At 67.4% G+C, this 18,416-nt stretch carries 22 protein-coding genes; 19 read left to right on the top strand and 3 right to left on the bottom strand.

Going from position 1 to position 18,416, the window contains the following annotated elements; genetic code table 11:
• Window positions 1–18: 18 nt before the first annotated feature.
• The 5 genes from KF910_RS07475 to KF910_RS07455 all read left to right on the top strand — a co-directional run bounded on the left by KF910_RS07475 (window position 19) and on the right by KF910_RS07455 (window position 4,559).
• Window positions 19–543, top strand: coding sequence for a DsrE family protein (locus KF910_RS07475; RefSeq protein WP_052005017.1), 525 nt, complete (start codon window positions 19–21; stop codon window positions 541–543).
• A gap of 99 nt (window positions 544–642) precedes the next feature.
• Window positions 643–1,293, top strand: a complete 651-nt coding sequence (locus tag KF910_RS07470) for a peroxiredoxin (protein WP_035308669.1) — start codon at window positions 643–645, stop codon at window positions 1,291–1,293.
• A 64-nt stretch (window positions 1,294–1,357) separates the two neighbouring features.
• Window positions 1,358–2,257: an MBL fold metallo-hydrolase gene (locus tag KF910_RS07465; RefSeq protein ID WP_052005015.1), complete on the top strand. Its 900-nt coding sequence runs from the start codon at window positions 1,358–1,360 to the stop codon at window positions 2,255–2,257.
• Window positions 2,257–3,030 (top strand): substrate-binding domain-containing protein, encoded by a 774-nt coding sequence (locus tag KF910_RS07460; protein WP_035308668.1) that lies wholly within the window; start codon window positions 2,257–2,259, stop codon window positions 3,028–3,030. Before KF910_RS07465 ends, KF910_RS07460 begins: the two co-directional genes overlap by 1 nt.
• Before the next feature lie 35 nt (window positions 3,031–3,065).
• A complete protein-coding gene (locus tag KF910_RS07455; RefSeq protein ID WP_081836188.1) occupies window positions 3,066–4,559 on the top strand; it encodes a L,D-transpeptidase family protein in 1,494 nt (497 codons plus the stop codon).
• Window positions 4,560–4,562: 3 nt separating this feature from the next.
• Here KF910_RS07455 and KF910_RS07450 read toward each other — a convergent pair whose 3' ends face one another.
• Genes KF910_RS07450 through KF910_RS07440 form a run of 3 tightly spaced genes read right to left on the bottom strand, consistent with a single transcriptional unit; the run spans window position 4,563 to window position 6,059 of the window.
• The gene (locus KF910_RS07450) at window positions 4,563–4,958 is read right to left on the bottom strand and encodes a cupin domain-containing protein (RefSeq protein ID WP_035308666.1); all 396 of its coding nucleotides are present in this window, start codon (window positions 4,956–4,958) and stop codon (window positions 4,563–4,565) included.
• 25 nt (window positions 4,959–4,983) lie between these two features.
• A complete protein-coding gene (locus KF910_RS07445; RefSeq protein ID WP_035308664.1) occupies window positions 4,984–5,403 on the bottom strand; it encodes an ArsR/SmtB family transcription factor in 420 nt (139 codons plus the stop codon).
• On the bottom strand, window positions 5,400–6,059 hold the full coding sequence (locus tag KF910_RS07440) for a peroxiredoxin (RefSeq protein WP_035308662.1): 660 nt from the start codon (window positions 6,057–6,059) through the stop codon (window positions 5,400–5,402). The genes KF910_RS07445 and KF910_RS07440 overlap by 4 nt, the downstream gene beginning before the upstream one ends.
• Window positions 6,060–6,163: 104 nt before the next feature.
• On the opposite strand from KF910_RS07440, the gene KF910_RS07435 reads away from it, so the two are divergent.
• The 14 genes from KF910_RS07435 (at window position 6,164) to KF910_RS07370 (ending at window position 18,414) form a co-directional block, all read left to right on the top strand.
• The gene (locus KF910_RS07435; RefSeq protein ID WP_292260063.1) at window positions 6,164–7,105 is read left to right on the top strand and encodes an MBL fold metallo-hydrolase; all 942 of its coding nucleotides are present in this window, start codon (window positions 6,164–6,166) and stop codon (window positions 7,103–7,105) included.
• Window positions 7,106–7,117: 12 nt separating this feature from the next.
• Entirely contained in the window at window positions 7,118–7,552 is a 435-nt protein-coding gene (locus KF910_RS07430; protein ID WP_035308657.1) for a YeeE/YedE family protein, read from the top strand.
• On the top strand, window positions 7,549–7,968 hold the full coding sequence (locus KF910_RS07425; RefSeq protein WP_035308654.1) for a DUF6691 family protein: 420 nt from the start codon (window positions 7,549–7,551) through the stop codon (window positions 7,966–7,968). Before KF910_RS07430 ends, KF910_RS07425 begins: the two co-directional genes overlap by 4 nt.
• Window positions 7,969–7,997: 29 nt before the next feature.
• Window positions 7,998–8,420 carry a TIGR01244 family sulfur transferase gene (locus tag KF910_RS07420; protein ID WP_035308653.1) on the top strand — a complete coding sequence of 141 codons (423 nt, stop codon included), beginning with the start codon at window positions 7,998–8,000 and terminating at the stop codon, window positions 8,418–8,420.
• The gene (locus tag KF910_RS07415; protein WP_035308651.1) at window positions 8,417–9,694 is read left to right on the top strand and encodes an NAD(P)/FAD-dependent oxidoreductase; all 1,278 of its coding nucleotides are present in this window, start codon (window positions 8,417–8,419) and stop codon (window positions 9,692–9,694) included. Before KF910_RS07420 ends, KF910_RS07415 begins: the two co-directional genes overlap by 4 nt.
• An 8-nt stretch (window positions 9,695–9,702) precedes the next feature.
• Window positions 9,703–10,497 (top strand): sulfite exporter TauE/SafE family protein, encoded by a 795-nt coding sequence (locus tag KF910_RS07410; RefSeq protein ID WP_035308649.1) that lies wholly within the window; start codon window positions 9,703–9,705, stop codon window positions 10,495–10,497.
• Between the two features lie 9 nt (window positions 10,498–10,506).
• Window positions 10,507–11,934 (top strand): cytochrome ubiquinol oxidase subunit I, encoded by a 1,428-nt coding sequence (locus tag KF910_RS07405; protein ID WP_035308646.1) that lies wholly within the window; start codon window positions 10,507–10,509, stop codon window positions 11,932–11,934.
• Window positions 11,924–12,925 carry a cytochrome d ubiquinol oxidase subunit II gene (cydB, locus tag KF910_RS07400; protein ID WP_035308644.1) on the top strand — a complete coding sequence of 334 codons (1,002 nt, stop codon included), beginning with the start codon at window positions 11,924–11,926 and terminating at the stop codon, window positions 12,923–12,925. The genes KF910_RS07405 and cydB overlap by 11 nt, the downstream gene beginning before the upstream one ends.
• On the top strand, window positions 12,925–13,053 hold the full coding sequence (locus tag KF910_RS07395) for a DUF2474 family protein (protein ID WP_137721941.1): 129 nt from the start codon (window positions 12,925–12,927) through the stop codon (window positions 13,051–13,053). Before cydB ends, KF910_RS07395 begins: the two co-directional genes overlap by 1 nt.
• The gene (locus KF910_RS07390) at window positions 13,050–13,535 is read left to right on the top strand and encodes a methyltransferase family protein (RefSeq protein WP_054764186.1); all 486 of its coding nucleotides are present in this window, start codon (window positions 13,050–13,052) and stop codon (window positions 13,533–13,535) included. The genes KF910_RS07395 and KF910_RS07390 overlap by 4 nt, the downstream gene beginning before the upstream one ends.
• A gap of 315 nt (window positions 13,536–13,850) precedes the next feature.
• Window positions 13,851–14,948: an alginate export family protein gene (locus tag KF910_RS07385; RefSeq protein ID WP_052004684.1), complete on the top strand. Its 1,098-nt coding sequence runs from the start codon at window positions 13,851–13,853 to the stop codon at window positions 14,946–14,948.
• Window positions 14,949–14,963: 15 nt separating this feature from the next.
• On the top strand, window positions 14,964–16,568 hold the full coding sequence (locus KF910_RS07380; RefSeq protein ID WP_201463312.1) for a cbb3-type cytochrome c oxidase subunit I: 1,605 nt from the start codon (window positions 14,964–14,966) through the stop codon (window positions 16,566–16,568).
• The gene (locus tag KF910_RS07375; protein WP_035305693.1) at window positions 16,565–17,185 is read left to right on the top strand and encodes a cbb3-type cytochrome c oxidase subunit II; all 621 of its coding nucleotides are present in this window, start codon (window positions 16,565–16,567) and stop codon (window positions 17,183–17,185) included. Before KF910_RS07380 ends, KF910_RS07375 begins: the two co-directional genes overlap by 4 nt.
• On the top strand, window positions 17,182–18,414 hold the full coding sequence (locus KF910_RS07370) for a c-type cytochrome (RefSeq protein WP_052004686.1): 1,233 nt from the start codon (window positions 17,182–17,184) through the stop codon (window positions 18,412–18,414). The genes KF910_RS07375 and KF910_RS07370 overlap by 4 nt, the downstream gene beginning before the upstream one ends.
• Window positions 18,415–18,416: the final 2 nt, after the last annotated feature.

Genomic DNA, 18,416 nt, shown 5'->3' with positions numbered 1-18,416 from the left:
CGCACACCGGAACCCGCCATGAAAACCCTCGTGATCGCCCTGTCCTTGGCCGCCTCCCTGGCGGCCTCCCCGAGCTTCGCCCAGGCTGTCTCAGGCTTCGGCGGCTTCAAGCCCCTGCCCGAGGCCGGCGAACAGCCGGATCCGTCGCGCATCTATCGGGTCATCTTCGACGTGTCCCAGGGCGGTGCGGACGACAGGCCGCTGAAGGGATTGGATCGCGTCGCGCGGCTGGTGAATATGCTGGCGGCGGGCGGCGTGGACGCCGACCACCGTCAGATCGTGGTCGTCCTGCACGGCGCCGCCACCCCTGCAGTTCTCTCCGACGCCGCCTGGACCGCGCGCGGCAAGGGCGACGCCAACCCCAACAGCGCCCTGATCCGCGCCCTCATCGCCGCCGGCGTCCAGGTTCGACTGTGCGGCCAGGCCATGGCGGGGAACGGCATCGCGCAAGCCGATCTCGAAGCGGGCGTGAGCGTTGATCTCGCCGCCCTGATGACGGTCATCCACCTTCAACAGGCCGGATACGCCCTGGTTGTGAACTGACGGCTCGGCATAGGCGGAACCTTTCCTGGGCATAAGAACTATTAGTTTGCGTAAGTATGTATGTAATTGTTCATTGGGGCGTCTGAAGGAGATATCGACATGACCGGACTGCCCCGCCTCAACGAACCCGCCCCCGACTTTCACGCCCGCACCACGCACGGGGATCGCAGCTTGGCCGATTACCGCGGCAAATGGCTGATCCTCTTCTCGCACCCGTCGGACTTCACCCCGGTCTGCACGACCGAGTTCATCGGGTTCGCCAAGCATGCGAATGAGTTCGCCGCCATGAACTGCGAGCTCCTGGGCCTCTCGATAGACAGCATCTTCTCGCACCTAGCCTGGACCCGGAACATCAAGGAGAAGTTCGGCGTCGAAATCCCCTTCCCCATCATCGAGGATCTGAAGATGGAGGTGGCCCAGGCCTACGGAATGATCCACCCCGGGGCGGCCGACACCTCGGCTGTTCGCGCCACCTTCCTGATCGATCCGGAAGGCAAGCTGCGCGCCATGGTCTACTATCCCATGAGCAATGGCCGCAGCATCGAAGAGTTCGTTCGGCTGCTCACCGCGCTCCAGGCTTCCGACGCCAACGGGGTCGCGACGCCTGAGAACTGGCGCCCTGGCCAACCGGCCATCGTCCCCCCGCCCAAGACCGCCGAGGCGGCCGAGGCTCGCGCTTCCGAGGGTTACGTCTACACCGACTGGTATTTCTCGACGCGCGACCTCCCCGACGCCCCGAAAGCCGCCTGATCGGATTCCGGCCGGACCTCGCAAGCGGTCCGGCCTTTTTCTTCGCAAACCAAACGGAGCCTTCATGCAGATCATCGACCACGGCGGAGCGCGCATCGCGGCGCTCCACGACAAGAAGACCGGCAGTTGGCAGTATGTCGTCTCCGACCCGGTCAGCCGCAAATGCGCGATCATCGATCCGGTCTGGGATTTCGACGAGAAGGCGGCGGCGACCTCGACCCGCAACGCCGACGCCATCCTGGACTACGTCAAGGCGGAGGGCCTGACCGTCGAGTGGCTGCTGGACACCCATCCCCACGCCGACCACTTCTCCGCCGCGCCCTTCCTCAACGAGAAACTGGGCGCGCCGACCGCCATCGGCGAAAAGGTCATCGGCGTCCAGAAGCTGTGGAAGGACATCTACGGCCTGGACGACGACTTTCCGGCCGATGGTCGCCAGTGGGACCGACTCTTCAAGGCTGGCGACACGTTCGCTGTTGGCGACCTGCCGGCGCGGGTGATGTTCTCACCGGGGCACACCATGGCCTCCATCACCTATGTGATTGGCGGCAACGCCTTCGTCCACGACACCCTGATGATGCCCTATGCCGGCACCTCGCGCGCCGACTTTCCGGGCGGCGACTCGAAGACTCTCTTCCGAAGCATCCAGGACATCCTGGCCCTGCCTGAAGAGACCGCCGTCTTCGTTGGCCACGACTATGGCCCGGATGGCCGCGAGCCCGCCTGCTTCAGCACCGTGAGAGAGCAGAAGGCGGACAACATCCATGTCGGCGGCGGACGCGGCGAGGCGGATTTCGTGCGGCTCCGCGACGATCGGGACGCCACCCTGCCCTTGCCGAATCTGATGCTCTACGCGCTTCAGGTGAACATCCGCGGCGGGGTGCTGCCGCCGGCCGCGCCGGACGGGCGCGTCTATTTCAAGATTCCCGCCAATCACTTCGCCCCACCCCAGGAGAATTCTTGATGCGCCCGTCCGCACTGACGCTGGCCGCCCTCCTGAGCGCAACGGCCCTGGCCGCCCACGCCCAGACGCCCGCCGATCCACTTCATGTCTACGGTCCCGGCGGCCCCTCCCCCGCCATGCGCGACGCCGCGAAGGCCTATGAGGCGCGCACCGGTCGCGCCGTGGCCGTCGTCGCCGGACCCACGCCCCAATGGCTGGACCAGGCCAAGGCGGATGGCGACCTGATCTTCTCAGGCTCCGAGACGATGATGACCGACTTCGTCAGCGCCCTGGAGGGCCGCATCCGCGCCGAGGCGGTCGAGCCGCTCTATCTGCGCACCGCCTCCATCCTCGTTCGGCCGGGAAATCCGGACGGCATCGGCGGCCTTGAGGATCTTTTCCAGCCCGATCGCCGGGTCTTGGTTGTCAACGGCGCGGGCCAGAACGGCCTGTGGGAGGACATGGCCGGTCGCACCGGCGACATCGCCAAGGTGCGCGCCCTGCGTCGTAACATCGTCGTCTACGCCCGCAACAGCGCCGAGGCCCGACAAGCCTGGATCGACGACCCGACGCTGGACGCCTGGATCATCTGGGGCATCTGGCAGGTCGCCAATCCGGACCTCGCTGATGTGGTCGAGGTCGAAGAGCCCTACCGCATCTACCGCGACGCCGGCGCCGTTGTGACAGAGACCGGCCGCCAGGACGCCGACGCCCAGCCGTTCCTCGACTTTCTGAAGTCCGACGAGGGGGCCGCCATCTTCGCGCGGTGGGGCTGGCGGACCGGCCAACCTTAAGCCTGCCTTAAGGTGAACCCTGCGGTGTCGGCGGCATGGTTGATCGTCGCTCCTCAATCCTGAACCGCCGACACCTGCTGGCGGCCGCAGCGGCGCCGCTCTGGGTCTCTACGGCGGCGCGAGCAGCACCCGCGCCCGCCGCCTTTGACATCACTGTTCTGACTACAGCCTTCTACGCCGCCCGCGGCGGTCGCCCCGCCTGGGCGGGGTCCGCGCGCCGGCAAGCCATGGACGCCCTAGCTCTGGCGGACCGCCACGGGCTGTCGGCGCCCGACGGTCTCGCCCTTAGCGAAGCAGAACTGACCCAGGCCGTCCTGATCCTGGCTGAGGCGCTCGCCCATGGCCGGGTCGATCCAGCATCCGTCGAGACGCTCTGGGAGATGGATCGCAACCAAGTCGACACGCCGCCTCTCCTCGCAAAGGCGGTCGACGACGGAACACTTGCGGCGACGATGGCCGGCCTCGCACCCCAGGACCGCGGCTATCAGGGCCTGTGCGACGGCTTCCTCCGCTATCGCGCCATCGCCGACCGCGGCGGTTGGCCGCCCTTTGCCCTGGGCGCGACGATCGAACCATTTGCGTCCGACCCGCGCCTTCCCGCCCTCCTGCCGCGCCTTCGGGTGGAAGGCGATTTAAGCGAAGCCGCCGCCGCGATGGTCGGCCCGTCTGGCGGTGAATACGGATCCATTGTGCAAGAGGCCGTTCGGGCGTTCCAGGTGCGCCACGGTCTTGAAGCGGACGCCCGCATCGGCCCGGCGACACAGCGGGCGCTCTCGATTTCGGCCGAGGCCCGCGCTCGCCAGATCGCGCTGAATTTGGAACGCCGCCGTTGGCTGAAGAGAGACGTCGCCCCGGAACGGATCGAGGTGAACACCGCCGCCTCCATCATGGTCTACTGGAAGGACGGTCGGCCCGTGCATTCGATGCGGGTCGTGACGGGTGACGCCGACAATGCGACGCCCAGCCTCGAACGGCCCTTCGCCTCGGTGGTCGCCAATCCGCCCTGGACGGTGCCGACTTCCATCGCCCAGCGCGAGATCCTGCCACGCGGCGCCGCCTATATGCGGGCGAACAACATGACGATTCAGAATGGCATGGTGGTTCAGCGCGCTGGCCCGAACGCCGCCCTGGGCCAGGTCAAGTTCGAACTTCAGGACAGCTACGCCATCTTCCTGCACGACACCCCGTCGCGGGGTGCGTTCGACCGGAGCTTCCGCCATCTCAGCCACGGCTGCGTGCGGGTGCAGGACGCGGTCGGCTTCGCTCGGCTGCTGCTTGCGCCCGACCCCGCGAGGCTCGCCCGATTCGACGCCGCGCTGGACAGCGGCGAGACCGTCCGGGTGGCGACCGGTCGGCCGATCGACGTGCGCCTGCTTTATTGGACGGCCTTTCTGGACGGCCAGGGCCGCGTCGCCTTTCGCGATGACATCTATCGTCGCGACACCCGTCTGGCGGAGGCGTTGGGTATCGACCTGCACCTGCCGCGGCCCGACGACCGGCGCGCCGATGCGGACGACGTCGGCCCCTGACGGTTATTCGGTCGTGCGGCCGTCGAAATGCTCGTGGTCGGCGGAGGCCTCTTCCACCGTGGCGTGAACCGTACCGTCGCGATGCTCCGGCGGACCATAAAGGGTGTAGAGCCGAAGCGGCTCGGACCCCGTGCTGACCACATTGTGGCGGGCGCCCTGAGGGACGATGACCCCGTCATCCGCCTTCACGGCGTGACGAACGCCGTCGATCCAGATTTCGCCCTCGCCCGCCTCGATGCGGAAGAACTGGTCGCGGTCGTCGTGGACCTCTTCGCCGATCTCCTGGCCGTGCGGAATGGCCATGAGGACGAGCTGCAGATTGTGGCCGGTGTACAGAACGCGGCGAAAGTCTGTGTTCTCTTCCGTCAGACGTTCGATATTGTCGATGAAGCCCTTCACTAGAGTCTCCTGTGCGGGTTTGCCGTCAGCGACGTGCGACGGCGGTGATGCGGGCGAACTGAGCTGTGTCGCCGCGCGCCGGCGTCGATGTGCGGGGCGCCGGGGCGGCGGCTCGCGCGCCGACCGCCTTCGCATCGCCGCAGAAGATTTCGTAGAGCATCCCCATGACCGCCTGGGCGCGCTCGTCGGCGATCGAATAGAAGATCGAGCGGGACTGACGGCGGGTCTTGACCAGGCCATACTGGCGCAGCTCTGCCAGTTGCTGGGATAGCGCCGGCTGCTTGATGCCGAGGTCCGCCTCGAGCTGGCCCACCGAGCGCTCCTCTTCGGCGATATGACACAGGATCAGCAGCCGGTTGGCGTTGGCCAGCTGGCGCAACAGCTCTGCGGCCTCCGGCGCCTTTTCCTTCAACCGCTCCATCGCGGCCGCTTGATCGTCGGTCATGCGCTGCGCTCGCGATAGTACCAGGGTGCATCGCCGTCACCGTCGGCGATGGCGGCGTCCAGTGTGGTGGCGGCCGGCTCCAGCAGTGCGTCGCCGGGCGTCCAGCCCGCCGGCGTGGAGGCCGCCTCACGGTCCGAGGTCTGCAGGGCGGTGACGAGACGCAGCAACTCATCAACCGAGCGGCCGATGTTCATCGGGTACCAGCTGATGGCGCGCACCACGCCTTCGGGATCGATCACGAAGGTCGCGCGCACCGTGGCGCTGTCGCTCGAGCCGGCGTCCACCATGCCAAAGGCGTGGCCGATGGCCATGGAGGGATCTTCGATGATCGGGAACGGCACCTTCACGCCGAAGCGGCGGAAGATGTCCTTCAGCCAGGCCAGGTGCGAATACAGACTGTCCACCGACAGGGCCATCAGATCGCAGTCGATCGCCGCGAAGGCGTCGGCCTGCCGGGCCAGGGCCACGAACTCGCTGGTGCAGACCGGCGTGAAGTCCGCCGGATGCGAGAACAGCACCAGCCAGCGTCCACGGTAGTCGCTGAGGCGCCTTTCGCCCTGAGTCGTGCGCGCCGTGAAGTCCGGCGCCGTATCGTTGATGCGCAGGGCGCGCATTGCGGGGGGATAGACGGCTGGCCCGGTGTCGATCGTGTCCATAGCCGCAAGCTAAGCGCATCCCACCGTTTCCGCTACATTAAAATACATACTTGCACGAACTATGAATGAGTATATGTGTTGAGTCACCGAAACGGAGACACGTCATGTCCTCGCCCACACCCGACCCCGCCCGCGACCACGCCGCCGACATCGTGCGCGCCGCGCTGGGCGATCCTCGCCAACGCCCTGTCGTGAAATCGTTCTTCGACGAAGCCACCTTCACCGTCAGCCACGTCGTGCGCGATCCCGGCTCCGACGTCTGCGCCATCATTGACAGCGTGCTGGACTACGATCCGGCGTCGGGCCGCACCACGCACGCTTCGGCCGATGCGCTCATTGATTACGTGAAATCCGAAGGTCTCACGGTTCAGTGGCTGCTCGAGACGCACGCCCATGCCGATCACCTGTCGGCGGCGCCCTATCTCCAGGAAAAGCTCGGCGGTCAGCTGGCGATTGGCCATGAAATCCTCACCGTCCAGGCGGTCTTCGGCAAGATCTTCAACGAAGGGACCGACTTCCGCCGCGACGGCAGCCAGTTCGACCATCTGTTCAACGACGGCGACCGGTTTGAGATCGGTGGTCTGAAGGCCACGGTCCTGCACGTGCCCGGCCACACCCCGGCCTGTCTGGCCTATGTCATCGGCGACGCCGTCTTCCCCGGCGATACCATGTTCATGCCCGACTATGGTACGGCGCGCTGCGACTTCCCCGGCGGCGACGCCCGGACCCTGTACCGCTCGATCCATCGCCTGACCTCCCTGCCGGACGAGGCGCGGGTCTTCCTGTGTCACGACTACAAGGCGCCGCCGGGCCGGACCGAGTTCGCCTGGGAGACCACCATCGGTGCCCAGCGGACAGGCAACATCCATATTCGCGACGACGTCAGCGAGGACGAGTTCGTGGCCATGCGCACCCAGCGCGACGCCACCCTGCCCATGCCCAAGCTGATCCTGCCGTCGGTTCAGGTGAACATGAACGGCGGCCGCCCGCCCGAGCCCGAGGACAATGGGGTGCGCTACCTCAAGGTCCCGCTGAACGCGCTGTGAGGCGAGGCTCCGATGCTTGAGCCTCTTCCCTTCATCTGGCCGCTGGCCGGCGGTCTGCTGGTCGGCCTGTCGGCCGGTCTCTATCTGTTGCTGAATGGGCGCGTGGCCGGGATTTCCGGCCTGACCGCCGCAGCGACCGGCCTGTCAAAAGGCGCGCCGCGCATTCTGGGCCTGCTTTTCATCGCCGGCCTGCTGGGCGGCGCGGCCCTGGCCTCGGCCCTGATCCGCAGGCCCGAGGTGCAGATCACTTCGGAGGTCTGGCTGCTGGTGCTCGGCGGCCTGATCGTCGGCTTCGGCACCCGCTGGGGCTCGGGCTGCACCAGCGGCCACGGCGTCTGCGGCCTGGCCCGCCTGTCGCCCCGCTCCATCGTCGCCACCGGCGTCTTCATGGCCGTCGCGGCCCTGACCGTCTTCGTCACCCGCCACCTGTTGGGAGGCCTGGCGTGAGCCGGCTGATCGTCGCCGTCCTGTGCGGCTTGTTGTTCGGCGCCGGCATGGTGGTGTCCGACATGATCAACCCGGCCCGCGTCCTGGCCTTCCTGGATGTGACGGGCGCCTGGGACCCCTCTCTGGCCTTCGTCATGGGCGGGGCGCTGATCCCCTCCGCCATAGCCTGGCTGATCCGCCGGCGCATGGAGGCTCCGGTCGCGGCCGACACCTTCCATGTGCCCGAGGGCCGGACCATCGACACCCCTCTGGTCGGCGGGGCCGCCCTGTTCGGCCTTGGCTGGGGCTTGGTCGGCCTGTGCCCCGGCCCGGCGCTTGCGGCGCTGACGACCGGCGCCTGGCAGGCCTTCGTCTTCGTCGGCGCCCTCGCGGCCGGCATGGCGCTGTTCCGCCTGACCCTCGACCGAAACGCCTGAACCAGAAAAGACCCTAGGGAGACAAAGCCATGCATATTCGCCCTTTGGACGAGGCCCTGTCCGCCTCGCCCCAGATCGCCCCGGAAGACCTGCCCGACATCGCGGCCCAAGGGTTCCGGTCGGTGATCTCCAACCGACCCGACGGCGAAGAGCCCGGCCAGCCCAGCTCCGAAGATCTGCGCCAGGCCGCCGAGGCTGCGGGACTGGCTTTCGCCCATGTTCCCGTGGTCGGCGGCGCAATCTCCGACCAGGACGTGGCGGACTTCCGCGAGGCTCTGGCCAACCTGCCCCAGCCTGTGTTCGGCTTCTGCCGCACCGGCACGCGCACGACCACCCTGTGGGCGCTGGCGAACGTCGCCTCGATAAGCGCTGACGATCTGATCGCACGCGCCAAGAGCGCCGGCTACGACCTCGGCGCCCTGCGTCCCCGTCTCGAAGGAGCCGCGTCATGAGCGCCCAGTACGCCCCCCTGGAGTCCTGCGATGTCCTGATCGTCGGCGGCGGATCCGCCGGCATCGCCACAGCCGCCAGCCTCCTGCGTCGTCGCCCCGACCTTGATGTCCGCATCGTCGAGCCATCCGAACATCACTACTATCAGCCCGGCTGGACCATGGTCGGCGCCGGCGTCTTCACGCCCGAGCGGACCCGGCGCCGCACCGAGGACCTGATCCCCCAAGGCGCCCAGTGGGTGCGCGGCTCGGTCGCGGCTTTCGACCCCATCCACGATCGCGTCGAACTGACCGACGGCCGCTGGATCGGCTATCGCATGCTGGTCGCGGCGCCGGGACTGAAGCTGGACTGGGGCGCCATTCCGGGCCTGGCGGAAACGCTCGGGCGCAACAACGTCACCTCCAACTACGGCTATGAGACCGCGCCCTACACCTGGAAGCTGGTCCAGGCGATGCAGAGCGGTCGGGCGATCTTCACCCAGCCGCCCATGCCGATCAAATGCGCCGGCGCCCCGCAGAAGGCCATGTATCTGTCGGCCGATCACTGGCGCGACCACGGTCGAAACGACATCGAGATCGAATTCCACAACGCCGGCCCGGTGCTGTTCGGGGTCAAGGACTACGTTCCGGCCCTGATGGAATATGTCAGCAAATACCGCATCGACCTGAACTTCGGATCGAAACTGGTGGCGGTGGACGGCCCGGCGCGGATCGCGACCTTCGCCGTGACCGGTGCGGACGGTGAAGTTCGCCAGGTTCGGCGCGAGTTCGACTTCCTGCACGTCTGCCCGCCGCAGACGGCGCCGGACTTCATTCGCGAAAGTCCGCTGGCCGCCGAAAGCGGCTGGATCGAGGTGGATGACGCCACCTTGCGCCACAAGCGGTTCGAAAACGTCTTCGGTCTGGGCGACGCCTGTTCGGCACCCAACGCCAAGACTGCTGCGGCCGCCCGCAAACAGGCGCCCGTGGTGGCCGAGAACATCCTGTCGCTGCTGGACGGCCAGCCGATGCGGGCGGTCTATGACGGCTATGGCTCATGTCCGCTCACGGTCGAGCGCGGCAAGATCGTGCTGGCCGAGTTCGGCTATGGCGGCAAGCTCCTGCCCAGCTTCCCGAAATGGATGCTCGACGGGACCAAGCCGACCCGTCTGGCCTGGCATCTGAAGGCCCAGGCCCTGCCCGAAATCTACTGGCTTGGGATGTTGCGCGGTCGCGAATGGCTGGCCGGCCCCCACCACATCGAACCCGCCCCCCAGCTTCGCCCTGCTGTCGCCTGAGCCTGATCATGGACCTGTCTCCGCTGCAGTACGGCCTCGGCGCCGGCGCCGGCTCGCTCGTCGGCTTCACCCTGGGCCTGGTCGGCGGCGGCGGGTCCATCCTGGCCGTGCCGCTGATCGTCTATCTGGTCGGGGTCAAGGAGCCGCACCTGGCGATCGGCACCAGCGCCTTCGCCGTGGCCGCCAACGCCTTCGCCAATGTGATCAATCATGCCCGCCACGGCACGGTGAAATGGAAAATTGCCAGTCTGTTCGCGGTCGCCGGGGTGCTCGGAGCCTTTCTGGGTTCGAGCCTGGGCAAGGCCGTGGATGGTCAGAAGCTGCTGGCCCTTTTCGCCGTCCTGATGCTGGTCGTCGGCGTACTGATGTTGCGGGGCCGCTCCGCCGGCGGAGACCCGAACGTCCAGCTTGATCGGCGCAATGCACCCAAGCTCGTCGGCACGGGCCTGGCCACGGGCGTGATGTCGGGCTTCTTCGGCATCGGCGGCGGCTTCCTTATCGTGCCCAGCCTGATGTTCTCGACCCGCATGCCGATCTACTATGCCGTCGGCTCTTCCTTGGTCGGCGTCACCGCCTTCGGCCTGACCACGGCCTTCAACTACGCCCTTGATGGCTGGGTCGACTGGCCCCTGGCGGCCGTCTTCATCGGCGGCGGCGTGCTGGGCGGTCTGGTCGGCGCACGGCTCGCCAAGGCCCTGTCGGGACAGAAAGGCGTCTTGAATACCGTCTTCGCGGGGCTGATCTTCGTCGTCGCCTTATATATGCTTTACCGCAGCGCCGGCGCGCTCGGCTTGATCGGTTGAAACGCTTCCATGGAACTTGACGCCCTGATCCTGGCTCGGATGCAGTTCGCCTTCACCGTCGCCTTCCACATCGTCTTCCCGGCCTTCTCTATCGGCCTGGCCAGCTATCTGGCCGTGCTGGAGGCCCTGTGGCTGAAGACAGGGCGCGAGCTCTATCTGAACCTTTTCAAATACTGGCTGAAGATCTTCGCCGTCGCCTTCGGCATGGGCGTCGTCTCGGGTCTGGTGATGTCCTATCAGTTCGGCACCAACTGGTCGGTCTTCTCCGACAAGGCCGGACCCGTCATCGGCCCCCTGATGGCCTATGAGGTGCTCAGCGCCTTCTTCCTCGAGGCGGGCTTCCTGGGCGTGATGCTGTTCGGCCTGAACCGGGTCGGCAAGAAGCTGCACTTCCTGGCCACCCTGATGGTCGCCATCGGCACCTTCGCCTCGGCCTTCTGGATCCTGTCCGTCAACAGCTGGATGCAGACGCCGCAAGGCTACGCCATCAACGAGGTCGGCCAGTTCATCCCGGCCGACTGGTTCAAGATCGTCTTCAACCCGTCCTTCCCCTATCGCCTCGCCCACATGCTGCTGGCGGCCTACCTGACGACCGGTCTGGTGGTCGGCGCGGTCGGCGCCTGGCACCTCATGAAGGAGCGGACCAACAAGGGCGCGCGCAAGATGTTCGCCATGGCCATGGGCATGATCCTGGTCGCCGCTCCGGTGCAGATCTTCATCGGCGACATGCACGGGTTGAACACCCTGGAGCACCAGCCCGCCAAGGTCATGGCGATGGAAGGCCACTTCGAAAGCCACCCGGACGGGGCGCCGCTGATCCTGTTCGGCCTGCCCGATCGCGAGGCCGCCACCGTCCATGGCGCGGTCGAGGTTCCGAAGCTGTCGTCCCTGATCCTGAAGCATGATCCAAACGCGCCTCTGGCCGGTCTCGACACCGTCGCCCGCGCCGACTGGCCGCCGGTGGAGATCGTCTTCTGGTCCTTCCGCGTCATGGTGGGACTGGGCATGGCCATGCTGCTGCTGGGGCTATGGGGGTTGTACGCCCGCCTGCGCAGCCGCCTCTATGACGCCCCCTGGCTGCACCGCTTCGCCCTGATCATGGGACCGATGGGGTTCGTCGCCGTGCTGGCGGGCTGGATCACCACGGAGGTCGGCCGCCAGCCCTGGACCGTCTACGGCCTGCTGCGCACCGCCGACAGCGCCGCGCCTCTGGCGGCGCCTGCCGTCGCGACTTCCTTGGCCGCTTTCGCCGTGGTCTATTTCACCGTCTTCGGCGCCGGGGTCTTCTACATCCTGCGTCTGATGAGCCATGCGCCTCATCGCGGCGAGCCGGGCGTGGCGGAAACGCCGATCCGCACGGCGGGCATCACGCCTGCCCCCGCCATCGACCCCGACCGTCCCATCCCGACTGGCGAGGAGACTGATCATGAGCGTTGATCTGACCCTGGTCTGGGCCGGTCTGCTGGCCTTCGCCGTCTTCGCCTACATCGTCATGGACGGGTTCGACCTGGGTGTCGGCATCCTGTTCCCGACACTGAAGGCCGGCGATCAGCGCGACAAGGCGATGAACTCGATCGCCCCGGTGTGGGACGGCAACGAGACCTGGCTGATCCTGGGCGGTGGCGGCCTGTTCGCGGCCTTCCCCCTCGCCTATGCGGTCCTGATGCCGGCGGTCTACACGCCGATCATCGCCATGCTGCTGGGGCTGGTCTTCCGGGGCGTCGCCTTTGAATACCGCTGGCGCACCGTGCGGGCCAAGCCCGTCTGGGATGTCGCCTTCTTCGGCGGCTCCCTCCTGGCCGCCTTCTCCCAGGGCGTCACCCTGGGGGCCATCCTGCAGGGGGTCGAAGTGTCCGGTCGCGCCTATGGCGGCGGCTGGTGGGACTGGCTCAGCCCCTTCAGCCTGCTGACCGGTGTGGCCGTCGTCGTCGGCTACGCCCTTCTCGGCGCCACCTGGCTGAACATGAAGACGGATGGCGCGCTCCAGACCCACGCCCGGTCCCAGGCCTGGAAGTTGGGGCCGGCGACCTTGCTGATGATCGGCGCGGTCAGCCTGGCCACCCCGTTCCTCGACGGCGAATACGCCCGCCGGTGGTTCGACTGGCCCGGCGTGCTTCTGACGGCCCAGGTGCCGTTGCTCGTCCTGATCGTCGCGGCCGCCTTCTTCTGGACCATGCGTCAGAAGCGTGAGGTCTGGCCCTTCCTGCTGTCGCTGGGCCTGTTCGCGGTGACCTTCGCCGGGCTGGGCGTCAGCGTCTTCCCTTACGCCGTACCCGACGAGATCACCCTCTGGCAGGCCGCAGCTCCCGCCTCCAGCCAGCTGTTCATGCTGGTCGGCGCCCTGATCCTGATCCCGATCATCCTAGCCTACACCGCCTACGCCTACTGGGTGTTCCGCGGCAAGGTCGGCGACGACGGTTACCACTGATGCGTCGCGGCTCCACAAACGGGCTCCGGCAGGGCCTCTGGTTCGTCGCGCTCTGGGCGCTGGGCGTGGGCGTCCTGGGCATCGTCGCCTATCTGCTGCGCGGCGTTCTCAAGCTGGCCGGGGGGTGAGCCCGCAGGCGCCGAACCGCTGGCCCTGGCCGCCGCTCATCACGGGCGGCGCCGTCCTTGTCGCGCTCATCACGGCGCGTCTGTGGTCCCCGCCCGCTCTCTTCCCCGGCGCCTTCGCCGCTGGCGGCCTCCTGGTCGGGCTCGCCCTTGGTTTGGACCTCTGGGCCATGCTGGTGATGCGGCGGTGGCGCGCCAACATCCTGCCGCACCGGGCGGCGACCGCTCTGGTCACGACCGGTCCGTTCGCCTGGAGCCGCAACCCGATCTATCTCGCCAACGGCCTGCTGCTGCTCGGCCTCGGCGGCCTGTTCGACAACGCCTGGTTCTTCGTGGCCGCCCCCGTCGCCGCCTTCGCCACCGACCGCCTCGCCATCCGGCGCGAGGAACGACACCTGACGGCCCTCTTCGGGCCAGCCTGGTCCGCCTACGCCGATCGCGTGGACCGCTGGTTTGGGCGGCGGATGCCGTCGCAATCACCTTAAGGCTGGCTTAAGCTTGGCCCGGCCTGTTGCGACAAAACGCAGCAGGAAACGACGATGGGAGACATCAAGAGGCCCGCGCCAACCACGGGAACGCTTGTCCGGTGCTGATGGGCCTCCTCATGAGCGGTGCGATCGCCGCCGCCGGGCAACCCACGGACGCCCAGGATAGCTGGCGCGTCTCCGGATCGGCGCGCGCGCGGGGAGAGACGCTGTCAGGCCAGTTTTGTCCGATGGCGGAGCCAAGCGACGCCGTCCTGACGACGCGGCTGACGCTGGCCGTCGAGCGGGATGTGGGTCACGTGACGTTCGGGCGAGGTGTTCGATTCGCGGGCGTTCGGGCAAGGTCCGCTGTCGTCGGTCGGCGTTGGCGAGGTCAATGCGCTGGAGTTGGTTCAGGCCTACGCCAAGATCCGTCTCGGCGCGCGACGTGAGCGGACACTGAAACTCGGCCGCTTCACCATGGATCTGGGTTCCAAGCGTTTCGTTTCTCGCCAGAATTTTCGCAACACCACCAACGCCTATACCGGCGCCCGTTTCGACACGCCCCTGGCCGACGGCGCGCTGACGGCCTTCTGGGTCATGCCGCAGGTGCGGTTGCCGGACGACAGGGCCGCCATCGAGGACAATCGGATCGCGTGGGATCGAGAGAGTTCCAACCTGCAGTTCGCCGGCCTGTTTTGGACTCGCGACCTCGGCCAGCGGCGGTCGCTCGACCTCTATGTCTACGGCCTGACCGAAAGCGATGACGCGGACCAGCAGACCCGAAACCGCCGGCTGGCGACGCCCGGCGTCCGTTGGCGCCATTCGCCGGCGGCCGGGGCGTGGGATGTCGAGGTCGAGGCGGCGGCCCAGGTCGGTCAGGTCCGGCGCTCGGCCTCGCCCGCAGACACCCAGGATGTGGATGTCAGGGCGGGCTTCATTCATCTGGAGGCGGGACGTACCTTCGCCCACGACTGGTCGCCGAGACTCGCCGCCCAGTTCGACAATGTCACGGGCGATGGGGGACGGGGCGACTATGGCCGGTTCGACACCCTGTACGGCGCACGCCGCTTCGAGTTCGGCCCCGCCGGTCTCTACGGCCCGGTCTCGCGCGCCAACCTCGTGTCGCCCGGCGTTCGCCTCGAGGTAAAGCCCGACCGCAAGCTGGACGGCTTCGTCGCGGTGCGGGGCCTGTGGTTGGAAGACGCGCGCGACAGTCTGGGCGCGACGGGGGTCATCGACCCGTCGAGCGACAGCGGCCGCTTTGGCGGAACTCAGATCGAGGCGCGGGTCCGCTACAAGCTGACCCCCGACGTCACTCTGGAGACCGGCGGCGCCCGGCTCTTCAAGGGCGGCGCCCTGACCGATGCCCCGAACGCGCCGGCGACCGCCGACACCACCTACGGCTATGTGGACGTGACCTATGCCTTCTGACAGAGTCCTCGCCCCATGTCGCTGACCATCGGCCTCCTGCTGGCGCTCAGCTTCCTCGTGTCCTTGCTGGCCCTCGCCTTTCTGATCTGGGCGGTGACGAACCGGCAGCTCCAACTACACCAGGGCCAGGCCTACACCGTCTTCACGCCCGGCGAGGCGGGCACGCCCGACGATGCGACGATGGCCGGCGAGGACACCCAGTCCGTCGGGCCGCATCACTATGACACCGAGCGCGAGGGCATCGATGCGGTCTCGCGCCGCCCCGTGATGATCCTGATCGGCAGCGGCATCACCTGGCTGGTCATCGGCTCCATTTTCGGCCTGATGGCCTCGCTGAAGCTGCACTGGCCGGACTGGCTGACGGACGTCGCGCCGCTGACCTTTGGCCGGGTCCGCACGCTTCATCTGAATCTCGTGATCTATGGCTGGCTGTCGATGACCGGCATCGGCGTGGCGCTCTGGATCGCCCCGCGCATCTTTCATACGGAGCTGCGACATCCCCGACTGCCTGTGATCGGGGCCGTGCTCTGGAACATCGCCGTGGCCTGCGGCGCTCTGGCGATCGCCTCGGGCTGGACGGATGGCGAGGAATGGCTGGAGATCCCCTGGCAGATCGATGGGCTGTTGGCCCTGGCCGGGGCCTTCTTCGTCTGGCCGCTTCTCCACACAGCACTACGGCGCAACGTGGACCACATCTATGTGACCGGTTGGTACTATCTCGGGGCGCTGTGCTGGTTCCCCATTCTGTTCTTCATCGCCAATCTGCCGGGCATCCATTCGGGCGTGCAGGAGGCGACGGTCAACTGGTGGTTCGCCCACAATGTCCTGGGGCTCTGGCTGACCCCGCTGGGCGTTGGCGCGGCCTATTATTTCATTCCCAAGATCATCGGCAAACCCATCTACTCCTACAGCCTGTCGCTGCTCGGCTTCTGGGCGCTCGCCTTGTTCTACAGTCAGGTCGGCATCCACCATCTGATCGGCGGTCCGGTGCCGACCTGGGTGGTGACCCTGTCGATCGTCCACAGTGTGATGATGTTCGTTCCGGTGATCGCCGTGGCCATCAACCAGCACGTCACGGTCGCCCGCAACCTGTGGGCCTTCAAGGCCTCGGTCCCTCTGCGGTTCATCTCGCTGGGGGCGGTCATGTATACCCTGGCGTCCTTCCAGGGGTCGATCGAAGCCTTGCGCACGATCAATACCGTGACCCACTTCACCCAATACACGGTCGGGCACGCCCATCTCGGCGCCTATGGTTTTGTGTCCTTCATACTGTTCGGCGCGGTCTACCACATGGGCCCGCGACTGACGGGACGGCAGTGGCCCGAACCGGCCCTGATCAAGGCCCATTTCTGGCTCGTGGTCATCGGCTTCGCCATCTACTTCTTCGCCCTGACCATCGGCGGCGTGCTGCAGGGTCTGGCCATGCTGGACGCGACGCGCCCCTTCGCCGACAGCGTCACCGTCCTGGCGCCCTATCTTGAGGCCCGGTCTGTCGGCGGCGGGCTGATGACCCTGGGTCACCTCATCTTCGCGGGCCATTTCATAGCCCTGCTGGCCAAGGGCCGCGCGCCCCAGGCCGGGGCCGTCCCCACCGACACCGTTCCGGCGACCACAGCATGAACCGCGTCATTCCTCTGGGCGTCCTCGCCCTCGCCATCCTGGCCTTCGCCACCCTGATGCTGGTCATCCTTCCCGGCATCCAGATCCGCGAGCAAGCGCCCACGCCGGGTCTGCTGCCCTACACGGAGGCGGAGCTTCGGGGACGGGCGGCCTATGTCTCCGAAGGCTGCGTCTATTGTCACAGCCAGCAGCCCCGCGCCCTGGACCAGGCGCCGGACAGCGAACGCGGCTGGGGCCGGGCCGCGGTGGCCTCCGACTATTTCTACGACCAGCCCCATCAACTGGGCACCATGCGCACCGGGCCGGATCTCCAGAATGTGGGCGCGCGACTGCCGAGCGAAGCCTGGCACATGACCCACCTCTATCAGCCGCGCGCGATCTACGACTGGAGCATCATGCCGGCCTATCCTTATCTGTTCGAGGTCAAGGACAAGGCGGCGCCGGGCGACGTTGTCGTTGCGCTGCCGGAACGCTATGCGCCCAAGGGCAAGGTCGTCGTGGCCAGACCGCAGGCGCGCGACCTCGTGGCCTATCTGCGCAGCCTGGACCGGACCTTCCCTGCCCCGCCCACGGCCGTCCGCGACGACGGATACAGCGAAAAGGGCGAGCCGAAATGATCCGCAAAAGGCCGCCTGACGCCCCTCGGCCCCGCGAACCGGACGAGGCCTTCGAACCCTACGAGGAATTCCGGCGCATTCCGCTGCCGGTCTACTGGATCGCCATCGCCCTGGCGATCTGGGGCGCGGTCACCTTGTGGGACAACGCCCAGGCGGTCAGCGTCGGGCGAGAAGAACGCGCCGAGCAGATCGAGGACATCCCCGCCCTCGCCTTGAACAGCGGCGCTCAGGTCTTCGAGGCGCGGTGTTCGACCTGCCATCAGCCCAACGCCGTGGGCGTGCGCAGCGCCATCCCGCCGCTGGCGGGATCCCGGTTCGTCGCCGCCGATCCGGCCGTCATCGTGCAGATCCTGCTGCATGGGATCGACGGCCCGATCGATGTCGGCGGCAAGGTCTTCGACGGCCATATGCCGAGCTTCGCAAGCGTGCTGTCCGACGCCCAATTGGCGCGGGTCGCCACCCATGTCCGCCAGACCTGGGGCGGCGATGACCAAGAGATCACGCCCGCCTTCGTGACGGCGCAGCGCGACCGCTTCCCCGGCCGCGGGGCCTGGCGCGGAGGCGAGGAGCTGGCTCGGGTCGTCGATCCCGGATTGGCGCCTCAACCTCCGGTCGGACCTGTCCGGATCTTCAGTTTCGACGATCCTGGCGTGATGCGTCTGGTCACAGAGGGCCGAGGCGAAGCCTGGGCCTGCGCCTCCTGTCACGGCGCCGCCGGCGAGGGCGGCGCCAACGTGCCCCGACTGGCAGGTCTGCCCGAGGGTTACATCGTCAAACAGCTGCAGGACTATGTCTCGGGCCGCCGTCGCAATGAGACCATGCAGACCGTCGCCGGCGCCCTGAGCGACGCCGACCGACGCGGCCTCGCGCGATACTATTCGGCCCTGCGCACGCCCTCCACAGCGCGGCCGGAGCTTGGCGGCGGACTGAAGCGTGGCGAGCAGCTGGCGCTGTATGGCGACTGGTCCAAGAACCTTCCCGCCTGTTTCAGTTGCCATGGCCCCTCGGGCTTCGGCGTGGCGCCGAACTTCCCCTCCCTGGCGGCCCAGCATCCCGCCTATACGGCCTCGCAGCTGGCCGCTTGGGTCGGGGGGCAGCGCGACAACTCTGACGTCCAGCTGATGAACGAGGTCGCACGCAATCTGTCCGACGCGGACCGACGCGCGATCGCCGACTATCTGGCGACCCTTCCGCCGGTGCCGGCCGCTTCCGATGATGAAAGGCGATGACC

The sequence above is a fragment of the Brevundimonas sp. genome, from assembly GCF_019636155.1.
In the GTDB taxonomy this organism is placed as follows: Bacteria; Pseudomonadota; Alphaproteobacteria; order Caulobacterales; family Caulobacteraceae; genus Brevundimonas.
The sequence above is the reverse complement of the archived record's forward strand: the minus strand, read 5'-3'. Positions and strand labels throughout refer to the sequence as shown.

Coding starts and splice junctions, on each gene's coding strand:
- KF910_RS07475 (WP_052005017.1), top strand. CDS start 19: ATGAAAACCCTCGTGATCGCCCTGTCCTTGGCCGCCTCCCTGGCGGCC.
- KF910_RS07470 (WP_035308669.1), top strand. CDS start 643: ATGACCGGACTGCCCCGCCTCAACGAACCCGCCCCCGACTTTCACGCC.
- KF910_RS07465 (WP_052005015.1), top strand. CDS start 1,358: ATGCAGATCATCGACCACGGCGGAGCGCGCATCGCGGCGCTCCACGAC.
- KF910_RS07460 (WP_035308668.1), top strand. CDS start 2,257: ATGCGCCCGTCCGCACTGACGCTGGCCGCCCTCCTGAGCGCAACGGCC.
- KF910_RS07455 (WP_081836188.1), top strand. CDS start 3,066: ATGGTTGATCGTCGCTCCTCAATCCTGAACCGCCGACACCTGCTGGCG.
- KF910_RS07445 (WP_035308664.1), bottom strand. CDS start 5,403: ATGACCGACGATCAAGCGGCCGCGATGGAGCGGTTGAAGGAAAAGGCG.
- KF910_RS07440 (WP_035308662.1), bottom strand. CDS start 6,059: ATGGACACGATCGACACCGGGCCAGCCGTCTATCCCCCCGCAATGCGC.
- KF910_RS07435 (WP_292260063.1), top strand. CDS start 6,164: ATGTCCTCGCCCACACCCGACCCCGCCCGCGACCACGCCGCCGACATC.
- KF910_RS07430 (WP_035308657.1), top strand. CDS start 7,118: ATGCTTGAGCCTCTTCCCTTCATCTGGCCGCTGGCCGGCGGTCTGCTG.
- KF910_RS07420 (WP_035308653.1), top strand. CDS start 7,998: ATGCATATTCGCCCTTTGGACGAGGCCCTGTCCGCCTCGCCCCAGATC.
- KF910_RS07415 (WP_035308651.1), top strand. CDS start 8,417: ATGAGCGCCCAGTACGCCCCCCTGGAGTCCTGCGATGTCCTGATCGTC.
- KF910_RS07410 (WP_035308649.1), top strand. CDS start 9,703: ATGGACCTGTCTCCGCTGCAGTACGGCCTCGGCGCCGGCGCCGGCTCG.
- KF910_RS07405 (WP_035308646.1), top strand. CDS start 10,507: ATGGAACTTGACGCCCTGATCCTGGCTCGGATGCAGTTCGCCTTCACC.
- cydB (WP_035308644.1), top strand. CDS start 11,924: ATGAGCGTTGATCTGACCCTGGTCTGGGCCGGTCTGCTGGCCTTCGCC.
- KF910_RS07395 (WP_137721941.1), top strand. CDS start 12,925: ATGCGTCGCGGCTCCACAAACGGGCTCCGGCAGGGCCTCTGGTTCGTC.
- KF910_RS07380 (WP_201463312.1), top strand. CDS start 14,964: ATGTCGCTGACCATCGGCCTCCTGCTGGCGCTCAGCTTCCTCGTGTCC.
- KF910_RS07375 (WP_035305693.1), top strand. CDS start 16,565: ATGAACCGCGTCATTCCTCTGGGCGTCCTCGCCCTCGCCATCCTGGCC.
- KF910_RS07370 (WP_052004686.1), top strand. CDS start 17,182: ATGATCCGCAAAAGGCCGCCTGACGCCCCTCGGCCCCGCGAACCGGAC.